General features: G+C 60.3%; 20 protein-coding genes and 7 tRNA genes. 8 read left to right on the forward strand and 19 right to left on the reverse strand.

The window, feature by feature from the left end:
• The first annotated feature begins 233 nt into the window (after positions 1–233).
• From RN346_RS11560 to luxS, 3 genes are all read left to right on the forward strand, one after another.
• Entirely contained in the window at positions 234–449 is a 216-nt protein-coding gene (locus RN346_RS11560; protein WP_263586663.1) for a hypothetical protein, read from the forward strand.
• Between the two features lie 760 nt (positions 450–1,209).
• Positions 1,210–1,362, forward strand: a complete 153-nt coding sequence (locus RN346_RS11565; protein ID WP_252109172.1) for a metallothionein — start codon at positions 1,210–1,212, stop codon at positions 1,360–1,362.
• 352 nt (positions 1,363–1,714) lie between these two features.
• A complete protein-coding gene (gene luxS, locus RN346_RS11570) occupies positions 1,715–2,239 on the forward strand; it encodes an S-ribosylhomocysteine lyase (RefSeq protein WP_263586662.1) in 525 nt (174 codons plus the stop codon).
• Positions 2,240–2,324: 85 nt separating this feature from the next.
• On the opposite strand, the gene RN346_RS11575 is transcribed toward luxS, so the two are convergent.
• The 16 genes from RN346_RS11575 to RN346_RS11650 all read right to left on the reverse strand — a co-directional run bounded on the left by RN346_RS11575 (position 2,325) and on the right by RN346_RS11650 (position 10,311).
• Positions 2,325–2,597: a hypothetical protein gene (locus RN346_RS11575; RefSeq protein WP_263586661.1), complete on the reverse strand. Its 273-nt coding sequence runs from the start codon at positions 2,595–2,597 to the stop codon at positions 2,325–2,327.
• A gap of 170 nt (positions 2,598–2,767) precedes the next feature.
• Positions 2,768–3,226: a very short patch repair endonuclease gene (locus tag RN346_RS11580; protein ID WP_263586660.1), complete on the reverse strand. Its 459-nt coding sequence runs from the start codon at positions 3,224–3,226 to the stop codon at positions 2,768–2,770.
• A 79-nt stretch (positions 3,227–3,305) separates the two neighbouring features.
• The gene (gene dcm / locus RN346_RS11585) at positions 3,306–4,739 is read right to left on the reverse strand and encodes a DNA (cytosine-5-)-methyltransferase (RefSeq protein WP_263586659.1); all 1,434 of its coding nucleotides are present in this window, start codon (positions 4,737–4,739) and stop codon (positions 3,306–3,308) included.
• A gap of 360 nt (positions 4,740–5,099) precedes the next feature.
• The gene (locus RN346_RS11590; protein WP_311961195.1) at positions 5,100–5,423 is read right to left on the reverse strand and encodes a hypothetical protein; all 324 of its coding nucleotides are present in this window, start codon (positions 5,421–5,423) and stop codon (positions 5,100–5,102) included.
• Positions 5,424–5,609: 186 nt separating this feature from the next.
• Positions 5,610–5,697: transfer RNA gene (locus RN346_RS11595), tRNA-Ser, on the reverse strand.
• 92 nt (positions 5,698–5,789) lie between these two features.
• A complete protein-coding gene (locus tag RN346_RS11600) occupies positions 5,790–6,293 on the reverse strand; it encodes a YiiD C-terminal domain-containing protein (RefSeq protein ID WP_311961196.1) in 504 nt (167 codons plus the stop codon).
• A 22-nt stretch (positions 6,294–6,315) separates the two neighbouring features.
• Complete coding sequence (locus tag RN346_RS11605; protein WP_263586656.1) at positions 6,316–6,876, reverse strand: nitroreductase family protein; 561 nt, start codon at positions 6,874–6,876, stop codon at positions 6,316–6,318.
• A gap of 56 nt (positions 6,877–6,932) precedes the next feature.
• Positions 6,933–7,766, reverse strand: coding sequence for an NADPH-dependent 7-cyano-7-deazaguanine reductase QueF (gene queF, locus RN346_RS11610; RefSeq protein WP_311961197.1), 834 nt, complete (start codon positions 7,764–7,766; stop codon positions 6,933–6,935).
• Between the two features lie 10 nt (positions 7,767–7,776).
• Positions 7,777–8,550 (reverse strand): ABC transporter permease, encoded by a 774-nt coding sequence (locus RN346_RS11615; RefSeq protein ID WP_311958316.1) that lies wholly within the window; start codon positions 8,548–8,550, stop codon positions 7,777–7,779.
• The gene (locus tag RN346_RS11620) at positions 8,547–9,509 is read right to left on the reverse strand and encodes an ABC transporter ATP-binding protein (protein ID WP_263586653.1); all 963 of its coding nucleotides are present in this window, start codon (positions 9,507–9,509) and stop codon (positions 8,547–8,549) included. Before RN346_RS11620 ends, RN346_RS11615 begins: the two co-directional genes overlap by 4 nt.
• Before the next feature lie 165 nt (positions 9,510–9,674).
• Positions 9,675–9,749, reverse strand: a tRNA-Gly gene (locus RN346_RS11625).
• Between the two features lie 22 nt (positions 9,750–9,771).
• A tRNA-Glu gene (locus RN346_RS11630) sits at positions 9,772–9,847 on the reverse strand.
• A 21-nt stretch (positions 9,848–9,868) separates the two neighbouring features.
• Positions 9,869–9,943, reverse strand: a tRNA-Gly gene (locus RN346_RS11635).
• 22 nt (positions 9,944–9,965) lie between these two features.
• Positions 9,966–10,041: transfer RNA gene (locus RN346_RS11640), tRNA-Glu, on the reverse strand.
• Positions 10,042–10,137: 96 nt separating this feature from the next.
• Positions 10,138–10,212 (reverse strand) — tRNA-Gly (locus tag RN346_RS11645).
• 23 nt (positions 10,213–10,235) lie between these two features.
• Positions 10,236–10,311: transfer RNA gene (locus RN346_RS11650), tRNA-Glu, on the reverse strand.
• A 324-nt stretch (positions 10,312–10,635) separates the two neighbouring features.
• On the opposite strand from RN346_RS11650, the gene msrB reads away from it, so the two are divergent.
• The 4 genes from msrB (at position 10,636) to htpX (ending at position 14,452) form a co-directional block, all read left to right on the forward strand.
• The gene (msrB, locus tag RN346_RS11655) at positions 10,636–11,034 is read left to right on the forward strand and encodes a peptide-methionine (R)-S-oxide reductase MsrB (protein WP_263586652.1); all 399 of its coding nucleotides are present in this window, start codon (positions 10,636–10,638) and stop codon (positions 11,032–11,034) included.
• 112 nt (positions 11,035–11,146) lie between these two features.
• Positions 11,147–12,148: a ribosome biogenesis GTPase YlqF gene (ylqF, locus tag RN346_RS11660; protein WP_263586651.1), complete on the forward strand. Its 1,002-nt coding sequence runs from the start codon at positions 11,147–11,149 to the stop codon at positions 12,146–12,148.
• Positions 12,149–12,208: 60 nt separating this feature from the next.
• Positions 12,209–13,471, forward strand: a complete 1,263-nt coding sequence (locus RN346_RS11665; protein WP_263586650.1) for a pyridoxal phosphate-dependent aminotransferase — start codon at positions 12,209–12,211, stop codon at positions 13,469–13,471.
• Positions 13,472–13,549: 78 nt separating this feature from the next.
• Positions 13,550–14,452 (forward strand): protease HtpX, encoded by a 903-nt coding sequence (htpX, locus tag RN346_RS11670; protein ID WP_263586649.1) that lies wholly within the window; start codon positions 13,550–13,552, stop codon positions 14,450–14,452.
• Between the two features lie 100 nt (positions 14,453–14,552).
• On the opposite strand, the gene RN346_RS11675 is transcribed toward htpX, so the two are convergent.
• From RN346_RS11675 to pdxB, 3 genes are all read right to left on the reverse strand, one after another.
• Positions 14,553–15,500 carry a diguanylate cyclase gene (locus tag RN346_RS11675; protein WP_263586648.1) on the reverse strand — a complete coding sequence of 316 codons (948 nt, stop codon included), beginning with the start codon at positions 15,498–15,500 and terminating at the stop codon, positions 14,553–14,555.
• The gene (locus RN346_RS11680) at positions 15,493–16,590 is read right to left on the reverse strand and encodes a cobalamin-independent methionine synthase II family protein (protein WP_311961198.1); all 1,098 of its coding nucleotides are present in this window, start codon (positions 16,588–16,590) and stop codon (positions 15,493–15,495) included. Before RN346_RS11680 ends, RN346_RS11675 begins: the two co-directional genes overlap by 8 nt.
• Before the next feature lie 91 nt (positions 16,591–16,681).
• A complete protein-coding gene (gene pdxB / locus RN346_RS11685) occupies positions 16,682–17,830 on the reverse strand; it encodes a 4-phosphoerythronate dehydrogenase PdxB (protein ID WP_311961199.1) in 1,149 nt (382 codons plus the stop codon).
• Positions 17,831–17,922: 92 nt separating this feature from the next.
• Between pdxB and RN346_RS11690 the strand changes: the two genes are divergently transcribed.
• Positions 17,923–18,204: a hypothetical protein gene (locus RN346_RS11690; protein WP_263586645.1), complete on the forward strand. Its 282-nt coding sequence runs from the start codon at positions 17,923–17,925 to the stop codon at positions 18,202–18,204.

Below are 18,204 nucleotides of genomic sequence, written 5' to 3' on the forward strand. Positions count from 1 at the left end.
TCGCGCCTCCCTGGTTTAGCCAGCATCCTGCTTGCTCCCTCCTGCGCCCTCCCGGCGTCTTGCCTACCATGCGCTCGCAATGTGTCAGCCGCATGACAAAATTAAAACGCGCTTGTTAACCCAAATCAGTGGCACAGCGCGAGAACCCGCTTATGCTGAAAGAGTAGCAAGGGCAAAGGGAATTGAGCTCTTTTACGCGAGACCCCACAACTCAATAACAGCAGGAGGTTAGCGTGCGGGATATCATGATCAGTCATACCGTGGGCGGTTTGGATATCATCTGTCGCCATTGCGGAAACGCGGAAACCGTCAAAACGGTCTATTTCAAGCATTTTCGTCTGGAAGGTACCGGCAAGCAAAGCGCGACTCTGCGCTGTCTGGCGTGCCAAACCGGTATGGACGTACCGCTTGATCAGCTCGGCCCGCAGTATCTGGACAAGGCCTGTTGAGCACCAAAACGCCAGCGCACTAAAAAAGCCCCGGCCGATAGCGGCCGGGGCTTCCCCGAATCTTCCTTAACCCTGCTCCATAAACGTCCCGCTCATGCATCCTTGTGAGTGCAAACCTCCTGTTCGCCTCTTCCTTCTCGCTTCTCCCTAAGCAGTGCGCACACAGTGGACCCTATAGAGGGCAAACGATTTATCCTGGGTTAACCAATGCCGAAATTCACCGGTTTTTTTAGCCTGCAAAGCGATAACGCCGCAAAATATGAGCAAAATTTGGACAGAGGCCCGGTTTTCTACACCGGAATCATTTACGTACTAGGCAGGTACAATAAAAATATAATTTTATCTTGTACACGCCTTGGCGTTGTTCTATAGTCTGTAGTGTTCGCGGTAAGGAAACCGCTTCGCGAAGGATCGCCCGTTCAGGAAGAACGAAGTCTTCAAGGAGTGAACGTACTCAGGATGAGTACCCAGCGTTCAAGGATGAAAATAGCTCAGGATCGAGCGTTTACGTCTCAAGGAAATGAGAAGCTCAGGACGAGCAAGCAAAATACAGGGAAGGCCAGCAGAGGCAACGAAAAAGCACCCTTTTTTAAGGGTGCTTTTTCGTATCTGCTCCAAAACCGGCCGTAAAGCTCTTTCCCGTTCACGATAGCCCAAACACCGCGCCCTGATCGGCTGGATCGAAATTTTCCTGGAAATAGCAATTACATAACACCGCATCAGACCACTACGCTCAAGAGTGTCCACCAAGGAGGTCGTTATGTCTGAACAACAGTGTGCATGCCCCAAATGCGAGTGCGCCGTTAACGCGGAGTCCATTGAAAAAGATGGTCAACGTTTTTGTTGCCAGTCCTGCGCCATTGGCCACACAGACGGCAGCGCCGACTGCGGCCATAACTGTCAGTGCGGCTAACGCCGCTTAAAGCGTAGCGTTAGCCGAGCGCCCGGTCGTCATCGACGATCGGGCGCTTTTTGTATAGCGAAGCACCGCGAGGGAATGCGCCGTGCGTAACCAGGCACCTTGCACTAAGCTTTGAGGGTTTAACCAACGGATCAGGGAAAGAAAATGCCATCAACCACCGCCATCGTTGTTATCATCGTCATCATTGCCGTGCTGGGCATCGGCTTTAGCGGCGCGCTGCCTTTTTAAGACCGCTAAATCGAACGAGACGAAGGGGCGCTCGAAGCGCCCCGCTCTCGTTGTATCCCTGTTTGAGGCAGGCGCCACTTCAAACGGCCCCCATCGATGACACCAAGGAGCTCCCATGCCACTACTCGATAGCTTTACCGTCGATCACACGATCATGAACGCCCCGGCGGTTCGCGTTGCCAAGACCATGACGTCTCCCTCTGGCGACACCATCACCGTGTTCGATCTGCGCTTCAACAAGCCCAACGAAGACATGATGGGTGAAAAAGGCATCCACACCCTGGAGCACCTGTTTGCCGGTTTCATGCGCAACCACTTGAACGGCGACGGCGTCGAGATCATCGACATTTCGCCCATGGGCTGTCGTACCGGGTTTTACATGAGCCTTCTGGGAAGCCCCTCGGAAGAGCGCGTCAGCGAGGCCTGGCTTGCCTCCATGCGCGATGTGCTGGCACTCAACCGCATGGACGAAATTCCCGAGCTCAACGAATACCAGTGCGGCACCTACGTGATGCACTCGCTGGACGACGCCAAGCAGATCGCCCAGAACATCATCGACCAGGGCATCGGCGTGAACAAGAACGCGGATATCGCGCTAAGCGAAGAGCGTTTGTCGGCGCTGGGCAACGACGTCAAATAACGCGTACGTCCGGACACTAAAAAGCCCCGCCATGGCGGGGCTTTTTCATTTCCGGCAGCGCTTGAGCTGCCTGTCTTTACATCGTTTAGAGGCGCTCGTCGAGCCACTTCTTGACCGCAAACTGGTCCTGCGAGCCGGCGGGCAGCTCATCGCGAATCAGTTCCTCTCCCTTGTGCAGCGCGGAGATCGGCGCCGAGGCGGAAAGCACCATGTTCAGCATATAGAGCACTTCGCTTCCGTGTTTGGGGTCGAAGGTCGTGCTCTCTTCCGGCTCGCCGCTCACGCGCGGGTCGTTGCTCGGGATGTCGTCCCAGCTGTAGTGGTCCAGGCTCAGATTGATACGCTGAAAGTCCGCCATGAAATACCTCGATCATCCAATGAGTGTCGTTGCTCCATTACCGCCGCCGACCATGGCCGACAGCCCTATCAGGGTAGCAAAGATGGGGGATTTAGCGCGGGCACAGCGCCAGATCGAGACAAATGAAGGCGGTTGTTTAATCCATGTAATGAAGTTGGCGCTGACACGGGTCACTCGCGTACTCGCGGCGGCTTCTCGGGCCACTCGGTCAGGGTAAGCTCGCCTTCGATCGCCTCCACCACCTCCTCGAACTGATCCGGGCAGTGCTTGACCCCGCACTCCCACACGACGATCACCCGCCAACCCAGCGCTTCGAGCTCGGCGCGCTTGCGCACGTCGCGCTCGACGTTTTCGCCCAGTTTCTCCTGCCAGAACGTTTTCTGGCTGGCCGGCGTGGTGGCGTAGAAGCAGCCCTGGTGGCGGTGCCAGAAGCAGCCGTTGACGAAAAGTGCGACCTGATAAAGCGGAAGGATCACGTCCGGCTTGCCGGGAAGCTCGACCGAGTGCGCCTCGAAGGACATATGGCGCCGTTCGAGCTCGGCCTGCACGAAGCGCTCCGGCGCGGTGTTCTTGCCCTTGATGGAAGCCATCATTTTCGAACGCGTGGAACGATCAACGATGTCGGTCATGCGAGTATCCGCCGGGAAGGTCTTCAAAGCGTAGCACGCTCGGCCTACCTTTACCGCCGCGCCAGACCTCTAGCAAAAGCTAGCGCGCCAGCGGTGTTTCGAGTTGGGACTCTTTCTGTATTGGACGGTTTGCTTCTATGTTAACGGCGGCGAGAAGGCGCGGTTTCATCAGCCGGGCAACGGCTTCGAACACCGGCACGACCACCGAGTTGCCGAACTGGCGATACGCTTGGGTATCGGAGACCGGAATGACGAAGCGGCTTTCGCCGGGCGCATCGAACCCCATCAGCCGCGCGCACTCCTGAGGCGTGAGCCGCCTGGGCCGGTTACGCTGGTTGGCATCAGTGTAAAAATCCTCGGCGTCGTCGAATCCGCGGTCGACCAGAATCTCCGAGCCATCCTTGTGATAGCGCGCCGAGAGCGTGCGGGCCACATCATTCTCACGCGTCAGCCCAAAGCCGAAACCGTTGCCCTTTTCGCGATGCTTTTGGGCGTACTTGTAGAGGTACTCCCAGAGTTTGGGCGTGAGCACGTACTTGTCGTTGACCTCGGCATCGAGCAGCTCGCCAAAGCTCGACGGTTGATCCGGGTAGAGGTTGGCGATCTCTTTCAGGCTGAAGCCTTCGTGAACGTTCAGGTCGCGGCGAAAGCCGACCAGCACGATGCGCTCGCGGTGCTGCGGAACGAAGTGCCTGGCATCGATCACTTTTGGATCGCGCCCTTTCGGCGCATCGACATCGGCCACCTCGTAACCCAGCTCGTCGAGTGCTTCGCAGATTACGCGAAAGGTCTTGCCCTGGTCGTGGCTCTTGAGGTTCTTGACGTTCTCCAGCACGAAGGCCGCCGGCCGCTTGGCCGCGAGAATGCGCGCCACGTCGAAAAAGAGCGTGCCCTGAGCGTCGCACTCGAACCCGTGCTTGCGCCCCAGCGAGTTCTTCTTCGATACGCCCGCCAGCGAAAACGGCTGGCAGGGAAAGCCCGCCAGCAGCACATCGTGGTCCGGTACGTGGCGGTCGATATGGCGGTAAGCCGCCTCTTCGTCCACGGAGAGATCCGCACTCAGAGTCAGCTCGCGAATGTCCTCGTTGAAGCGATGTTTGAGCGGATCGCAAAAGTGGTTGGCCTTGTAGGTGCGCACCGCGTACTTGTTCCACTCCGAGGTCAGTACGCACTCCCCGCCAATCGCCTCGAACCCTTTGCGAATCCCGCCGATACCGGCGAACAGATCCACAAAGCGAAACGCCGGTTTAATATCGTTTGGCTTGGGCGCGGGCAGCATGGCGATCATGCGTTGACGCGCGGCCGGCGTCACACTTGGGCTCGCCTTCCCCTTCGCCCAGCGGTTGACGGTTTCCCGACACCAGCGCCCCGGCTCCACTTCCGAAAGCGCTTCAGCGATCGCCCGCTGGTCATAAATTTCCAGCAGCTTTTCCAGCAGCGCGTGCTCGCCAAATTCGGCGTAGGGCGATTCATCCGCGCCGGCAGCGTTATCGGTATCGAAAGAAAGGGCCATGAAACTCTCTGGGTCAAAGGTGTGACGAGATGAGGGATTGTATGCGGATTGGGAGGGGATCGCGAGGGGTACCAAGGAATGTGGCACTGCTGTCGAAGTGCTCTACCGAAGTCCAACCGAAGGCAGAACCAAAAGCTTTCCATTGTGCATCGCCAGCGTCACCGATGACGATGCCTACAGCGGTGTGAAAGCCTATTGGAATGAAACTTTTGGCACTGCGCAAAACCGTTCTCGCCGGTACGGACGACAACACCAGGCAACTGCGCCCGTCCTGCATGGCGGGCGCTCATCGATTGCAGATCGTCTGGCGGCAAGCCGCGCTTGCTCGCGCCACCTTTCGCGAGGCAGTCCTTTCGCTAGTTAGTCGAAGCTGAAGGATTTCGGGTGACTGGAGGGCTCGGCGTCATCGCTGGTTTCATCTTCTACACAAAACAGCAGCACCTCATAGCTATCGCCAGCGCCGTCGGTGCAATAGCGCATCGTGCGCGGGTCGATCGATTCGGCCTTATCGCGCAGTTGGTCATAGGACTTTTGCTCCTGCTCAATACAAAAATCATACATCTCGTGGCTATTGCCAGAAATTTCCTTGCAAATGGCCTCAACTTTAAAGCGCGGTATATCGGCAGCCATGGCCAGGTTTGATAGGACCAACGTGGATAACGCGAGTACGGTTTTAATGACCATTCGCTCTCCCTGTATCGATCTACACAATTATTGCATCAGCATGAGGCGAGGCACTGGTAGCCAGGAAAAGAGCATAAAAAGATTAACCAAAGCACCCTGCTCTTTAGCCATGCCGGGAAAATGCTTAAAAACCAGAAACGAAAAAGGGGAACCAAGCTGATGCTTGATTCCCCTTTTCATATTCGGTGGCGGAGGGGGAGGGATTCGAACCCTCGAAGCCTTTCGACTTACACACTTTCCAGGCGTGCTCCTTCGACCACTCGGACACCCCTCCGCATTTTGTCTATCGGTCCGGGCGTTGCCTTTCCCAACAGAACGGCGCGTATTTTAGGGGTTAAGGTATTAAATAGCAAGTCTTTTCCGCATTCAGCTCAAAACGGCGTAGGTACCGCGAGCTTCCAGACAGAGAACGTCGTGGCAGTAGAGCGTCTGCACCAGCGTAATACGGCCCTTTCCGCGAGTTTCGAGGCGGCTTGCAAGATCATCCGGGCCCTGGGGGGCTTCGGGTTTGCATATCAGCCGATAGTCGTGGGTGACCGGGGCCAGAAAGCGCTGGGAGGCATCCGCAACCACCACGTCGCGCGCCAGGCCCTGCTGGCGAAGCCAGAGTGTGGTCCAGCACCAGCCCAGCAGCGTGGTTTGGGCGGTCAGCGCGCCGCCAAAACCGGTGCCCTTGTCATTGAGCGAGGGCGCCAGCGCAAGCTCCCATACCAGATGGTCGTTATTTCGGCTCATCCTCTTGAGACCGAGGGCGTCCACCATGGGGATCGCTTGGGTCAGCCAGCGCTGAAAGGCGTCCAGGTCCTCCTCCCCCTTTTCGGGAAGTGACAAGCGTGGGAATGGCGTACCGGGCTCGCGAGACGTGGCCATGCGACCTCCTCGACGTATCGGGTTAGTTCCAGCGCTCGACGAAGTCGCTGACATCGTGGCGGGCCAGCGGCTTGTGGCGCCCGCCCAAACTGCCCAGGTAGATGAACGCGACGACCTCATCGTCCTCTTCGAGACTCAGCCCCTTGCGCACGACCGGGTCGAACGCGTACTTGCCGCTTCGCCACATGGCGCCCAGCCCCAGCGCGTGGGCGGCCAGCAGAATGCCGTGGGCGGCGCAGCCAGCGGAGATGACCTGCTCCATCTTGGGTACCTTGGGAAGCTCCGGCGTCACGCGGGCGATGACCGCGATGATCATCGGCGCGCGAAGCGGCTTCTGGCGCGCGGCGTTGAGCGTATCATCAGACGCGCTGGGGTCTTCCTGGAACTCCGCTTCGGCGAACAGCTCGCCGAGGCGCTCGCGTCCTTCCCCACTGAACTCGATGAAACGCCAGGGGCGCAGCTCCTTGTGATCCGGCGCGCGCAGCGCCGCCTGGTAAAGCGCTTCGAGCTGCTCGGCGCTGGGCGCGGGCTCGGTGAGCTTGCCCATGGAGCTCCGTTCGTGAAGAAGCGTCAGTGCATCCATTCTGCGTCCTTTGATTAAGCCGGCCTGTGGTGAGCGCTCTACTTTAGCGCAACGCCTTACTGTCTTGCCAGACGCAGCGACCCCGGCGGCGCCATTCCCTTCGTGGCCCGCCAGGGGCTGATATCGAGCCCGCCCCGGCGTACGTAGCGCGCCAGCACCAGAAGCTCCTCGGGATCGGCGCGCTGCATCACATCGGTAAAGATGTGCTCGACGCAGTGCTCGTGAAAATCCTGGTGCTGGCGAAAGCCGATCAAATAGCGCAGCAGCCCTTCACGGTCGATCTTTTTGCCCTTGTAGCGAATCATCACGCTACCCCAATCCGGCTGGCCGGTGACCGGGCAGTTGGATTTCAGCAGGTGCGAGTAGAGGGTTTCCTCGATGACTTCGCCATCGGCACTTAGATGATCCGCGCTCGGGGTGTAGTCGTCGACGGCGATATCAAGCGCGTCCAGGCATTCGCCGGGCAGGCGCACCGGGTCGAGGGCGGCATCGTCCACGTCGAAAAGCTCGACGCCTACCGCGGCACCGGCCACACGGGAAAGGTCCTCTTTCAAAACGCCTCGCACCGCGTCGATGTTTTCAAAGCGCGTCTGATTGAAGCTATTGAGGTAGAGCTTCCAGGATTTGGATTCGATCAGGTTCGGCGAGCTTGCCGGCAGCGTGAAGCGCGCCACCGCCACGACGGGCTTGCCACGACCATTGAGCCAGGACACTTCGAAGGCGTGCCACTCGTCCTCGCCGATGAAGGGCAGCGCGCCCTCCTCGATGCCCAGCGGCGCCCGGTTGGCGGCGCGGGCAATGGGGAAGAGCAGCGCCGCGTCATACTGCTCCGGGTAGGCGGAATCGCGCCCCAGGGGCGCGTGTTCCAGAGTATCGGGGCGGTGTGCCATGACAGACTCCTTAACTGCGAATGCCGCGACCGCGCTCGAGCATGAACAGCGCGACGGTGAACAGCACGACGATGAACGCGAACACGGCGGCCAGCGCCCAGCCCACGGGAATGTCCGACACGCCCAGAAAGCCGTAGCGGAACACGTTCACCATGTAGAGGATCGGGTTGAGCATCGATACGCCCTGCCAGAAGTCCGGCAGCATCGAGATCGAGTAGAACACCCCGCCCAGATAGGTCAGCGGCGTCAATACGAAGGTCGGCACGATCGAGATGTCGTCGAACTTGTTGGCCAAGAGCGCATTGATGAAGCCGCCGATGGAGAATAGCGCCGAGGTCAGCACGACCACCAGCAGGGTCAACAGCGGATGCTCGAGGCTAAGCCTGGTAAAGAACAGCGACACGACCGTGACGATCAGCCCCACGCCCAGCCCGCGCGCCATACCGCCCAGAATGAAGCCGGAGAGGATCACCCAGTTGGGCATCGGCGAGACCATCATCTCCTCGACCGAGCGCTGAAACTTGTTGGAGAAGAAGCTCGAGGCGACGTTGGAGTAGCTGTTGGTGATCACCGACATCATGATCAAGCCGGGCACGATGAAGTCCATGTAGCTGAAGCCATCCATCGCGCCGATGCGTGAACCGATCAGGTTGCCGAAGATGATGAAGTACATCGCCATGGTGATCGACGGCGGCAAGAGCGTCTGCGGCCAGATCCGAGTGAAGCGCTTGATCTCCTTGATCACCAGCGTCCAGAGCGCCACCAGGGTTTGCGTTGCGTTCATGCGGAGGTCTCCTTGGAGCTCGGCTCATCGATGGATTTCTGGCCCTGCTCGACCATGGACACGAACATTTCCTCGAGCCGGTTGGCGCGGTTGCGCATCGACACCACCTTGATGCCCTGGGCGCTGAGCGCCTCGAACACGGTGTTGAGCTCCTGGCCCCGCTCGATCGCCAGCGAAAGCTGCGACGGCTCGATCTGCTGGATCGCGAAGCCTTCGATTTCGGGTACGGTGGTGATCGGCTCGGCCAGGTCGAGCAGAAAGGTTTCGATGTCGAGCTCGGCGAGCAGCTCACGCACGCTGGTGTTACGCACGATGTCGCCATTATTGATGATGGCGATGTTACGACACAGGCTTTCGGCCTCTTCCAGGTAGTGCGTGGTCAAAATGATAGTGGTGCCCTCGTCGCGATTGAGGCGACGCATGTACTCCCACATGCTGCGTCTAAGCTCGATATCTACGCCGGCGGTGGGCTCGTCGAGAATCAGGAGCTTCGGGCGGTGCATCAGGGCGCGGGCAATCATCAGGCGCCGCTTCATGCCACCGGAGAGCATGCGCGCGCTGCCGTTTCGCTTGTCCCAAAGGCCGAGGTCGGTGAGAAGCTGTTTGGCCCGCGGAAGCGCCTCGCTGCGCTTCATGCCGTAGTAGCCCGCCTGGGCCATGACGATATCCAGCACTTTCTCGAACTGGCTGAAATTGAACTCCTGGGGCACCACGCCAAGCTGATATTTGGCTTTAGCGAAGTCCTTGTCGATGTCGATGCCGAAGATGGAAACCTTGCCTTCGGTTTTTTGCACCAGCGAGCACACCACCCCCAGGGTGGTCGACTTCCCCGCGCCGTTGGGTCCCAACAGCGCAAAAAAATCGCCCTGCTGGACGTCGAGATCGATACCCTTCAGGGCGTGAAAGCCGTTGCCGTACACTTTGGTAAGGCCACGGATAGACAATGCCGGTTCGGCCATGAACATGTCCTGTCAGCAAAAGAGGATAAACAGTATAGAACGCCCATAGATGGGGGCAGTCGGGATCGTTTTCAAGCTAACGGCTGGGCGCGCCTGAAAATCGGAAACGGCAAAACCGTCGCTACCGTGTAATAGCGAACCGATCGAAAAGTAGGGGATAAAAATTGGAGCGGGAAAAGAGATTCGAACTCTCGACCCTCGCCTTGGCAAGGCGATGCTCTACCACTGAGCTATTCCCGCTTAATACTGGAAGGCGCGAAATTGGCGTCCCATAGGGGGTTCGAACCCCTGTTACCGCCGTGAAAGGGCGGTGTCCTGGACCACTAGACGAATGGGACACATCAACGTCATATGACGCTTGGAGCGGGAAAAGAGATTCGAACTCTCGACCCTCGCCTTGGCAAGGCGATGCTCTACCACTGAGCTATTCCCGCTTATCAATTTTCGCGTTCGGAGTGGCGTCCCATAGGGGGTTCGAACCCCTGTTACCGCCGTGAAAGGGCGGTGTCCTGGACCACTAGACGAATGGGACACGTTATGGAGCGGGAAAAGAGATTCGACCGGGCTGGCGTTCCATCGGACTGGCGCCCCAGCTCTCGACCTGCACATCTAAACCACACAACCAAATTGGAGCGGGAAAAGAGATTCGAACTCTCGACCCTCGCCTTGGCAAGGCGATGCTCTACCACTGAGCTATTCCCGCACTCCGATACCTTGACGATGAAGTGGCGTCCCATAGGGGGTTCGAACCCCTGTTACCGCCGTGAAAGGGCGGTGTCCTGGACCACTAGACGAATGGGACGTTTCATTGCCTCGTCGAGGTGGCGCGTATATTACTCAGAGGGCCTTTTGATGTCAAGCCACTGATTTTCAGTTTGTGATTTTACTTACGCTCGACCCGAGTATCGAGCTGGCGTACAGCGCCGCCGCCCTTCTTTGTTTCTTCCCTTCTTCCCATCGCAGGCGCGGCGCTTGTTACAAGCCACTGGCCGCTCACCGTGCGCCGGTTGGGTAAAGCCGCGCTTATCGCCTAAACTGAACCCTATGCCGTCATGAGTAGTCCAAGCGATACCTATCGCTTTGAAGAACCAACGCTTTACCGACACACGCCATCAAGGAGGCGCCCATGGCCAAGATCGAAAAAACGCCGGAGCAGTGGCGCAGCGAGCTCAGCGCCGAGCAGTACCGCGTGGCGCGGGAAAAAGGCACCGAGCGTCCGTTCACCGGCGACTATCAGGTCAGCGACGAACAGGGCATTTATCACTGCGTCTGCTGTCATGCACCGCTGTTTGAAAACGAGCACAAGTTCGAGGCTGGCTGCGGCTGGCCAAGCTTCGACCGGCCGCTGGGGAGCCACAGCGTCGAAGAGCACAGCGATACGAGCCACGGCATGACCCGTACCGAGGTCGTCTGCTCACACTGCGATGCCCACCTGGGCCACGTCTTCCCGGATGGGCCGCCGGACACTACCGGGCTTCGCTACTGTATCAATTCGGTGTCGCTGGAGTTTCACCCCAACGAGTAATGGCGCCCCCGGTTTCCGGCGCATCCACATGAGTCGCACACTCGCGGGCTGGCATTCTGATAGAATGGCAGCCCGTTTTTTTGCCCTTTGATTGCGCTTTCAGGAGAGTTCCATGCTCGGCTGGTTTCCCGGACACATGAACAAGGCCCGCCGCCAGATCAAGGAGGCGCTGCCGGAAATCGACGTGGTCATCGAGGTGCTCGATGGGCGTCTGCCCTACTCCAGCGCCAACCCGATGCTGGCCGAGTTGACCCGCCACAAGCCGGTTTTGAAGATTCTGACCCGGGCGGATCTGGCCGACCCGACGCGCACCAGCGAATGGGTCGCGCATTTCGATGCCCAACCCGACACCCGAGCGCTGGCGGTGACCACCACCCAGAGCCGCGAACTCAAGAAGATCCCCAAGCTCTGCCACGAGCTTGCCGGCGCGGTGCGCGCGGACCGCGACGTGCGCGTGATGGTGATGGGCATTCCCAACGTGGGTAAATCCACGCTGATCAACGGCCTGGCCGGGCGAAAGATCGCCAAGACCGGTAACGAGCCGGCGGTCACCAAGCGCCAGCAGAAGGTGCGCATCGACGGGCGCGTGGCGCTGATCGACACGCCCGGGGTACTGTGGCCCAAGATCGAGGATCAGGCGAGCGCCTACCGGCTGGCCGCCAGCGGCGCCATTCGCGACACCGCCATCGAGTACGTGGACGTGGCGATCGTCGCCTGCGCCGAGCTCGCCAAACGCTATCCCGAGGCGCTCAAGAGCCGCTACAAGCTCAAGGCGCTGCCGGTTTACGAGGCGCTCCCAACGCCTCAGAGCGTCGACGCCGACGGCCCCACGCGCCCGGACTTTCTCGCCCTGGCGGGCTTCGACGGCCATGCGATCCTCAAGGAGATCGCCGCAAAGCGCGGCGGCCTGCGCCCCGGCGGCGAGGTGGACTGGCACCGCGGAAGCGAGGTACTGCTGCACGAGCTTCGCGACGGCAAACTCGGGCGCATTACGCTGGAAACCCCGGACGACATCCCCGCCCCGGCGGACGAGATCGATGCAGGTGAGACGCCCGCCGATAACGCCGAATTGGGCGCAGACAGCGCAGGCCCCCACGCGCATAATGACCAGTGACTTCGCCAATCGACCCCGTTGACCAATAACCCGACCAACCAAGGTACTCTGGGACACTTCATGGACACGACGCACCCCGTAGACTCATCGCTCACAGAGCCGCAGCCGCTCAAGAAATCGAACAAGCTGCACAACGTCTGCTATGACATTCGCGGCCCCGTTCTCGAGCACGCCAAACGGCTGGAGGACGAAGGTCAACGCATTCTGAAGCTCAACATCGGTAACCCCGCCCCCTTCGGGTTCGAAGCGCCCGAAGAGATTCTTCAGGACGTGATGCGCAACCTGCCCACCGCTCAGGGCTATTGTGACTCCAAGGGGCTCTACTCGGCGCGCAAGGCGATCATGCAGGAGTGCCAGCGCAAGGAGATTCCCGGTGTGGGCATCGAGGACATCTATATCGGCAACGGCGTTTCCGAGCTGATCGTGATGTGCATGCAGGCACTTTTGAACGACGGCGACGAGGTGCTGATTCCCGCACCGGACTACCCGCTCTGGACCGCCGCTGCGCACCTGTCCGGCGGCCATGGCGTTCACTACCGCTGCGATGAGCAGGCCGACTGGGCACCGGACATCGACGACATTCGCGCCAAAGTCACCAGCCGCACGCGGGCGATCGTGCTGATCAACCCCAACAACCCGACCGGCGCCGTCTACCCGCCGGAGGTGGTTCGCCAGGTGTTAAAGGTCGCCCAGGAGCACCAGCTGGTCGTATTTTCCGATGAAATCTACGACAAGATCCTTTACGACGGCGTCGAGCACACCGCCACCGGCGCGCTTGCCGATGACGACCAGCTCGTGATCACCATGAACGGGCTGTCCAAGAGCTACCGCTGCGCCGGCTTTCGCTCCGGCTGGATGACCATTTCCGGCACGCTGGCCAAAAAGCGGGCGCGGGACTACATACAGGGCCTGACCATGCTCGCCTCGATGCGTCTGTGCGCCAACGTGCCGGCTCAGCACGCCATTCAAACGGCGCTCGGCGGCTATCAGTCGATCAACGATCTGGTGCTGCCCGGCGGGCGACTTCTGGCCCAGCGCGATATCACCGTGGAAAAGCTCAACGCCATTCCCGGGGTATCCTGCGTCACACCCAAGGGCGCGCTCTACGCCTTTCCGCGGCTGGACCCGGCGATCTTCAATATCAAGGATGACCAGCAGCTGGTGCTGGATCTGCTGCTGCAGGAGAAAATACTCCTGGTACAGGGCAGCGCGTTCAACGCCCCGGATACCGACCACGTGCGGATCGTCACCCTGCCCTGGGCGGATCAGCTCGGCGACGCGCTGGATCGGTTCGCCAACTTTTTATCCCGCTATCGTCAGTAGACGCTGGAAACTGGCGCGCGATAACCGACTCTAACCGCTGAACGTCAACCGTTTAAAATCCTGAAGGAGATCACTACGATGATGCGTATTCTGCTGTTTCTGGCCACCAACCTTGCGGTGGTGCTGGTAGCAAGCTTTACGCTGCGCCTGTTTGGCGTGGAAGGCTATTTACGAAGTCAGGGCATCAACTTCACCGGCCTTTTGCTGTTCTGCTTCATCATTGGCATGGCGGGCTCGATGATCTCGCTGTTCATGTCGAAGTGGCTGGCCAAGCGCTCCACCGGCACCGTGCTGATCGAGGCGCCCTCCAATTCCACCGAACAGTGGCTGGTGGACACCGTGGCCGAGCTTTCCCGCGAGGCGGGCATCAAGACGCCAGAAGTCGGTATCTTTCCGGCGCAGCAGTCCAACGCCTTCGCCACCGGCTGGAACAAAAACGATGCGCTGGTCGCGGTATCGGCGGGGCTACTCAACCGCATGCGCCCGGACGAGGTACGCGCGGTACTGGCCCACGAAATCGGTCACGTGGCCAACGGCGACATGGTGACGCTGGCGCTGATTCAGGGCGTGGTCAACACCTTCGTCATGTTCTTCGCCCGGGCCGTGGCGCACCTGCTCGACGGCTTCTTGAAAAGCCGCGGCAGCGAAGGCGGGCTTGGGTTCATGGGCTACTTTGCGGTGGTCATGGTCGCGGAGATCGTCTTTGGCATCATCGCCTCGGCCATCGTCGCCTGGTTTTCGCGCTTTCGCGAGTATCGTGCCGATGAAGCCGGCGCCAGGCTTGCCGGCACCAACGCCATGGTCAACGCGTTGGCGCGTTTGAAAGCCGAAACCGAGATGCCGGATCAAATGCCCGACACCATGCGCGCCATGGCGATCACCAAGGGCCAGACCCGCTCGCTTCTGGAGAAACTCTTTGCCAGCCACCCGCCGCTGGATGAGCGCATTCGCGCGTTGAAGGAAGCGGCCTATCGCCAATAAGCGCTTATAGCCAGCCCTTTTAAAAACACTTGCTACGCGATCGCGAGGCGCCCTGGACCAGCCGGTTCAGGGCGCCTCGCTTTTTCATGCCCTTGAATGCTCACGTGACCAGCGTATACAGCGCCGAACGCACGCATCCTCGCCCGGCCGCCTTGGCCTCGTAAAGCAGCTGATCGGCCGCCTTGATCAGTACCGACGGGTCGTCGCCGGTCACACAGCGCGTGCTGGCAACGCCCAGGCTGATCGTCACTACCGGCGCGACATCCGAGGTGCTGTGGGGCAGCGCCAGCGCGCGAACGGCGGCTTCGAGCTCGAGCGCCTTGCGCGTTGCGTCGAATAGATCCGTGCCCGGCAGCAGGCAGATGAACTCCTCGCCGCCGTAGCGCGCGACCAGATCCCGGGGGCGGTGAATATGTTGTTTGAGCAGGTCGGCGATGGCCTTCAGGCACTCGTCGCCGCTTACATGGCCGTAGTGATCGTTGTAGCGCTTGAAAAAGTCGATATCGAGAAAAAACATCGACAGCGATAGCTGGTCCTGACGACAGCGCCGCCACTCCTGGTCCAGCCGCTCATTGAAGTAGCGACGGTTTGCAACGCTAGTGAGCCCGTCCTTGAGGGCCAGTTCGTGAAGACGCTGATGCTCCTGCTCGCGGCGGCGCAATACCGCCGTGGAAATTTGCAGCGCCGCCGAGCGCAGCCGATCGGCGCTCTCTTCGAGCATGCCAGAGTGAAGTGGCGGCGCGGGCTCGTGGGTACGGGCCAAGCGAATGACGTGACCATTGACGCCAGGTAACTGGGTGACCGTTAGCGAGCGCCGGCCATTGATGTACTCGAATTCCGGTGGCAGTGCCTGCGCGTCGAGCCAGGAAAGATCCAGCGCCCGTTCAGGCAACAGGCAAGCCTCAAGAATCGCCGTGGCGCTCACGCCCGGGTTGAGAAGCGTCGCGGCATCGGCGAACTCCTCGGCAAACCCGGCGTTCCAGTCGACCAGACGCTGCTGGGCATCGAAGACAGCCATGCTCTGAAGGGGCGCTGGATCTCTATTCATGCAGGGCGCCGGCGTGCAGCCGTTCGAGCGCCAGCTTCGTTCCTTCTATGCGCGCGCGAATCTTGGCCAGCGCGGTTTCCCGCGAGGTGGAAACATCGTCGCAAAACGGTGAAAAACCGCAGTCGTCGGTGGTACCCAACTGCTCGAGCGGGATGAAGCGAGCCGCCTGCAGCACGCGCTCACACACCTCTTCGGGGGTTTCGATACGCGGGTCGTTGACATCGATCACGCCGATAAAGGCGCGCTGCCAAGGCTTTAAATAGCGCGCAACGATTTTGAGTCCGCGCTCCGGGTCCGCCTCGCCGGCCATGGCGATGTAGAAACTGCCGGCCTTGAGCTCGAACAAACTCGGCAACAGCTCCGCGTAGTCGACATCGGCGCTATGAGTGGCGTCGTGGTCAGCGCCTGGGCAGGTGTGAACACCGATACGCTGGCGCTCCTCCTCGGTGAGCCGTGCCAGTACCCGGTTGTTGAGTTCGATGAAGCTATCGAGCACGCTGCCGCTGGGGTCGAGCTTGAGCGCCAGCCTGCCCTCGGTAAAGTCGATCTGCACCTTGTCGGCCCCCGCGGCGAAGCAGCCGCGGATCTCTTTCTCCTGCTCGTCGATCAAATCCTCGAGAAACTGAGCGCGGCTGTAGCCCTCGATTGGCTCGGAGGGGTAAAAAAGGCTCACCGCCGAAGCTGAGATGATCGCCTGCTTCATGGGCAGTTTCGTGTAGTGCCTCGCTTTTACGAGCGTGTCGGCGGCAGAGAGTGCGTAGCGAAACGGGCCGGATACCAGCCGCGGCAGGCGGCGCACGTGGCCATCGCTGAAGGGAATTTCGAGACCGTCCGGGGCGAAGTTGTGACCGCCCTCGACCAGATAGGTGGCAAAGCCATGGGTCTTGCGCTGCTCGCCGTCGGTGATGATCGGCGAGCCGGTGGCTTCCAGCTCGCTCATGGCTTGCTTTACCGCTTCATCAAAAAGAGCCTGCATGGCTATCCAATCCAGCTGGCCCGCATTGTACTCGCGCTGGGCCTGCATCAGCGCTTGTGTACGGGGAAGGCTTCCGATGGCCTCGGTCGGCAGGATCGTGATTCGTTTATCCATGACGTGCGGTCCTCGTCGGGTAGTTTGTTCGATATAAAACAACCTGCCGGGCCCGTGCAAGCGTTATCTATCGCGCTCGCCGCTATGGCGCCTACTCGATGCATCGGGCGTTGAAGCCCGCCCCAGACAGCACAGCTTCGAGTGAGCGCGCATCGCCCGACAACTGAACCTCCAGGGTGGCGAACTCACGGCGCAGCGGATAGTTCGTTCGGCAGTCATCGAAACCGGCCGCCGCCCCGCGCTGGCGGCACTCTCGTTTGAGCGCCTGCCTATCGCGGCGCACGTCGTAGACCGCTCTCATACATAAACGTAGCGCATCCTCGACGGGCAGCGCACCTTGTAAATGCACCGCTCTCAATGCAGGCGCTGGGCAAAGGCTGGAAAATGACGGCCCTTCGGGCAGGTTTAGCGTTTGCGTCAGCGCCTGTTGAATCATGAAGGTGCCGCGCAGCTTGCCATCCAGGCTGTGGCCGGCAATGTGGGGTGTGCCAAGCGCGACCCGCTCGAACAAGCCGGCATCGATGGCAGGCTCACTCTCCCACACGTCCAGCACGGCCTCGAGATCACCGCGCGCCGTTAGGCGCTCATCCAGCGCCTGGCCATCCACACAGTCGCCGCGCCCGGCATTGATCAGCACCGTGTTGGGCGCAAGCGCCGCGAGCCGCTCGGCGTTGAGCAGATGGCGGGTTGCATGCTCGCCTTCGCGTACCAGCGGCGTGTGCAGGCAGAGCACGTCACAGCGCTCGATGAGCTCATCGAGCGCGACGAAGCCTTCGGCCCCCTCGCGCTCGGCCCGCGGTGGGTCGCACACCAGTACCGCCAGCCCAAGCGCCTTGAGGCGCGCCCTGAGCCGCCCGCCGACGTTGCCCGCGCCCACGATTCCAACGGTGCGCTCGAACAGCGACCAGCCGCCCTGCTCGGCCAACGTCAAAAGGCTTGCCAGCACGTAGTCCACCACCGCCTCGGCGTTACAGCCCGGGGCACTGGCAAAGCCGATGCCGAGCTCGTCCAGAAAGTCGAGGTCGACGTGATCCACGCCGATGGTGCAGCTTCCCACGAAGCGCACCGGGCTCTTTTGGAGCAGCGCCGCATCGACCTGGGTGACCGAGCGCACGATCAGCGCGTCGGCATCGCTTACGTCCTGGGCGCTGATCTCGCGACCGGGGCGACGCAGGATATCGCCCAGGTGACCAAAGCAGGTGTCGGCGGCGGGAATGTTCGCATCGATGACGAGTTTCATAGGCGTTTCAATATCCGGGCTTTACAATACGTTGGAGGCGCGCGAGGCGTGACAGGACGTATTCAAGGAGAACAGGTTTTGAGGAGACCATAGTGATCGTACGCTGGGAAACCGACCATGACTATGTGCTGGTGCATATTCACCAGGACATGTTCGGCGACTGGATCTTCAGCCGCGCCTGGGGGCAGATCGGCACTCAGTTCGGCGGGCTGAAACATCAGTTGGCCGATACCCGCGAACAGGCGCAAATGTGGCTCGACGACGAGGCCACCATCCAGGCCTCGCGCGGGTTCGATAAAGTGCTGGAAGCCGACGACCACACCCCGGAAGCTCAGGACGCGATGCGCCAGCTATCGCTTCTGGACGCGCTATAA

The sequence above is a fragment of the Halomonas sp. PAMB 3232 genome (assembly GCF_031954225.1).
Classification (GTDB): Bacteria; Pseudomonadota; Gammaproteobacteria; order Pseudomonadales; family Halomonadaceae; genus Vreelandella.

Bases quoted from the DNA above. Each gene is read 5' to 3' on its own strand.
- RN346_RS11565 (WP_252109172.1), top strand. From the start codon at position 1,210: ATGTCTGAACAACAGTGTGCATGCCCCAAATGCGAGTGCGCCGTTAAC.
- luxS (WP_263586662.1), top strand. From the start codon at position 1,715: ATGCCACTACTCGATAGCTTTACCGTCGATCACACGATCATGAACGCC.
- RN346_RS11575 (WP_263586661.1), bottom strand. From the start codon at position 2,597: ATGGCGGACTTTCAGCGTATCAATCTGAGCCTGGACCACTACAGCTGG.
- RN346_RS11580 (WP_263586660.1), bottom strand. From the start codon at position 3,226: ATGACCGACATCGTTGATCGTTCCACGCGTTCGAAAATGATGGCTTCC.
- dcm (WP_263586659.1), bottom strand. From the start codon at position 4,739: ATGGCCCTTTCTTTCGATACCGATAACGCTGCCGGCGCGGATGAATCG.
- RN346_RS11590 (WP_311961195.1), bottom strand. From the start codon at position 5,423: ATGGTCATTAAAACCGTACTCGCGTTATCCACGTTGGTCCTATCAAAC.
- RN346_RS11600 (WP_311961196.1), bottom strand. From the start codon at position 6,293: ATGGCCACGTCTCGCGAGCCCGGTACGCCATTCCCACGCTTGTCACTT.
- RN346_RS11605 (WP_263586656.1), bottom strand. From the start codon at position 6,876: ATGGATGCACTGACGCTTCTTCACGAACGGAGCTCCATGGGCAAGCTC.
- queF (WP_311961197.1), bottom strand. From the start codon at position 7,766: ATGGCACACCGCCCCGATACTCTGGAACACGCGCCCCTGGGGCGCGAT.
- RN346_RS11615 (WP_311958316.1), bottom strand. From the start codon at position 8,550: ATGAACGCAACGCAAACCCTGGTGGCGCTCTGGACGCTGGTGATCAAG.
- RN346_RS11620 (WP_263586653.1), bottom strand. From the start codon at position 9,509: ATGGCCGAACCGGCATTGTCTATCCGTGGCCTTACCAAAGTGTACGGC.
- msrB (WP_263586652.1), top strand. From the start codon at position 10,636: ATGGCCAAGATCGAAAAAACGCCGGAGCAGTGGCGCAGCGAGCTCAGC.
- ylqF (WP_263586651.1), top strand. From the start codon at position 11,147: ATGCTCGGCTGGTTTCCCGGACACATGAACAAGGCCCGCCGCCAGATC.
- RN346_RS11665 (WP_263586650.1), top strand. From the start codon at position 12,209: ATGGACACGACGCACCCCGTAGACTCATCGCTCACAGAGCCGCAGCCG.
- htpX (WP_263586649.1), top strand. From the start codon at position 13,550: ATGATGCGTATTCTGCTGTTTCTGGCCACCAACCTTGCGGTGGTGCTG.
- RN346_RS11675 (WP_263586648.1), bottom strand. From the start codon at position 15,500: ATGAATAGAGATCCAGCGCCCCTTCAGAGCATGGCTGTCTTCGATGCC.
- RN346_RS11680 (WP_311961198.1), bottom strand. From the start codon at position 16,590: ATGGATAAACGAATCACGATCCTGCCGACCGAGGCCATCGGAAGCCTT.
- pdxB (WP_311961199.1), bottom strand. From the start codon at position 17,830: ATGAAACTCGTCATCGATGCGAACATTCCCGCCGCCGACACCTGCTTT.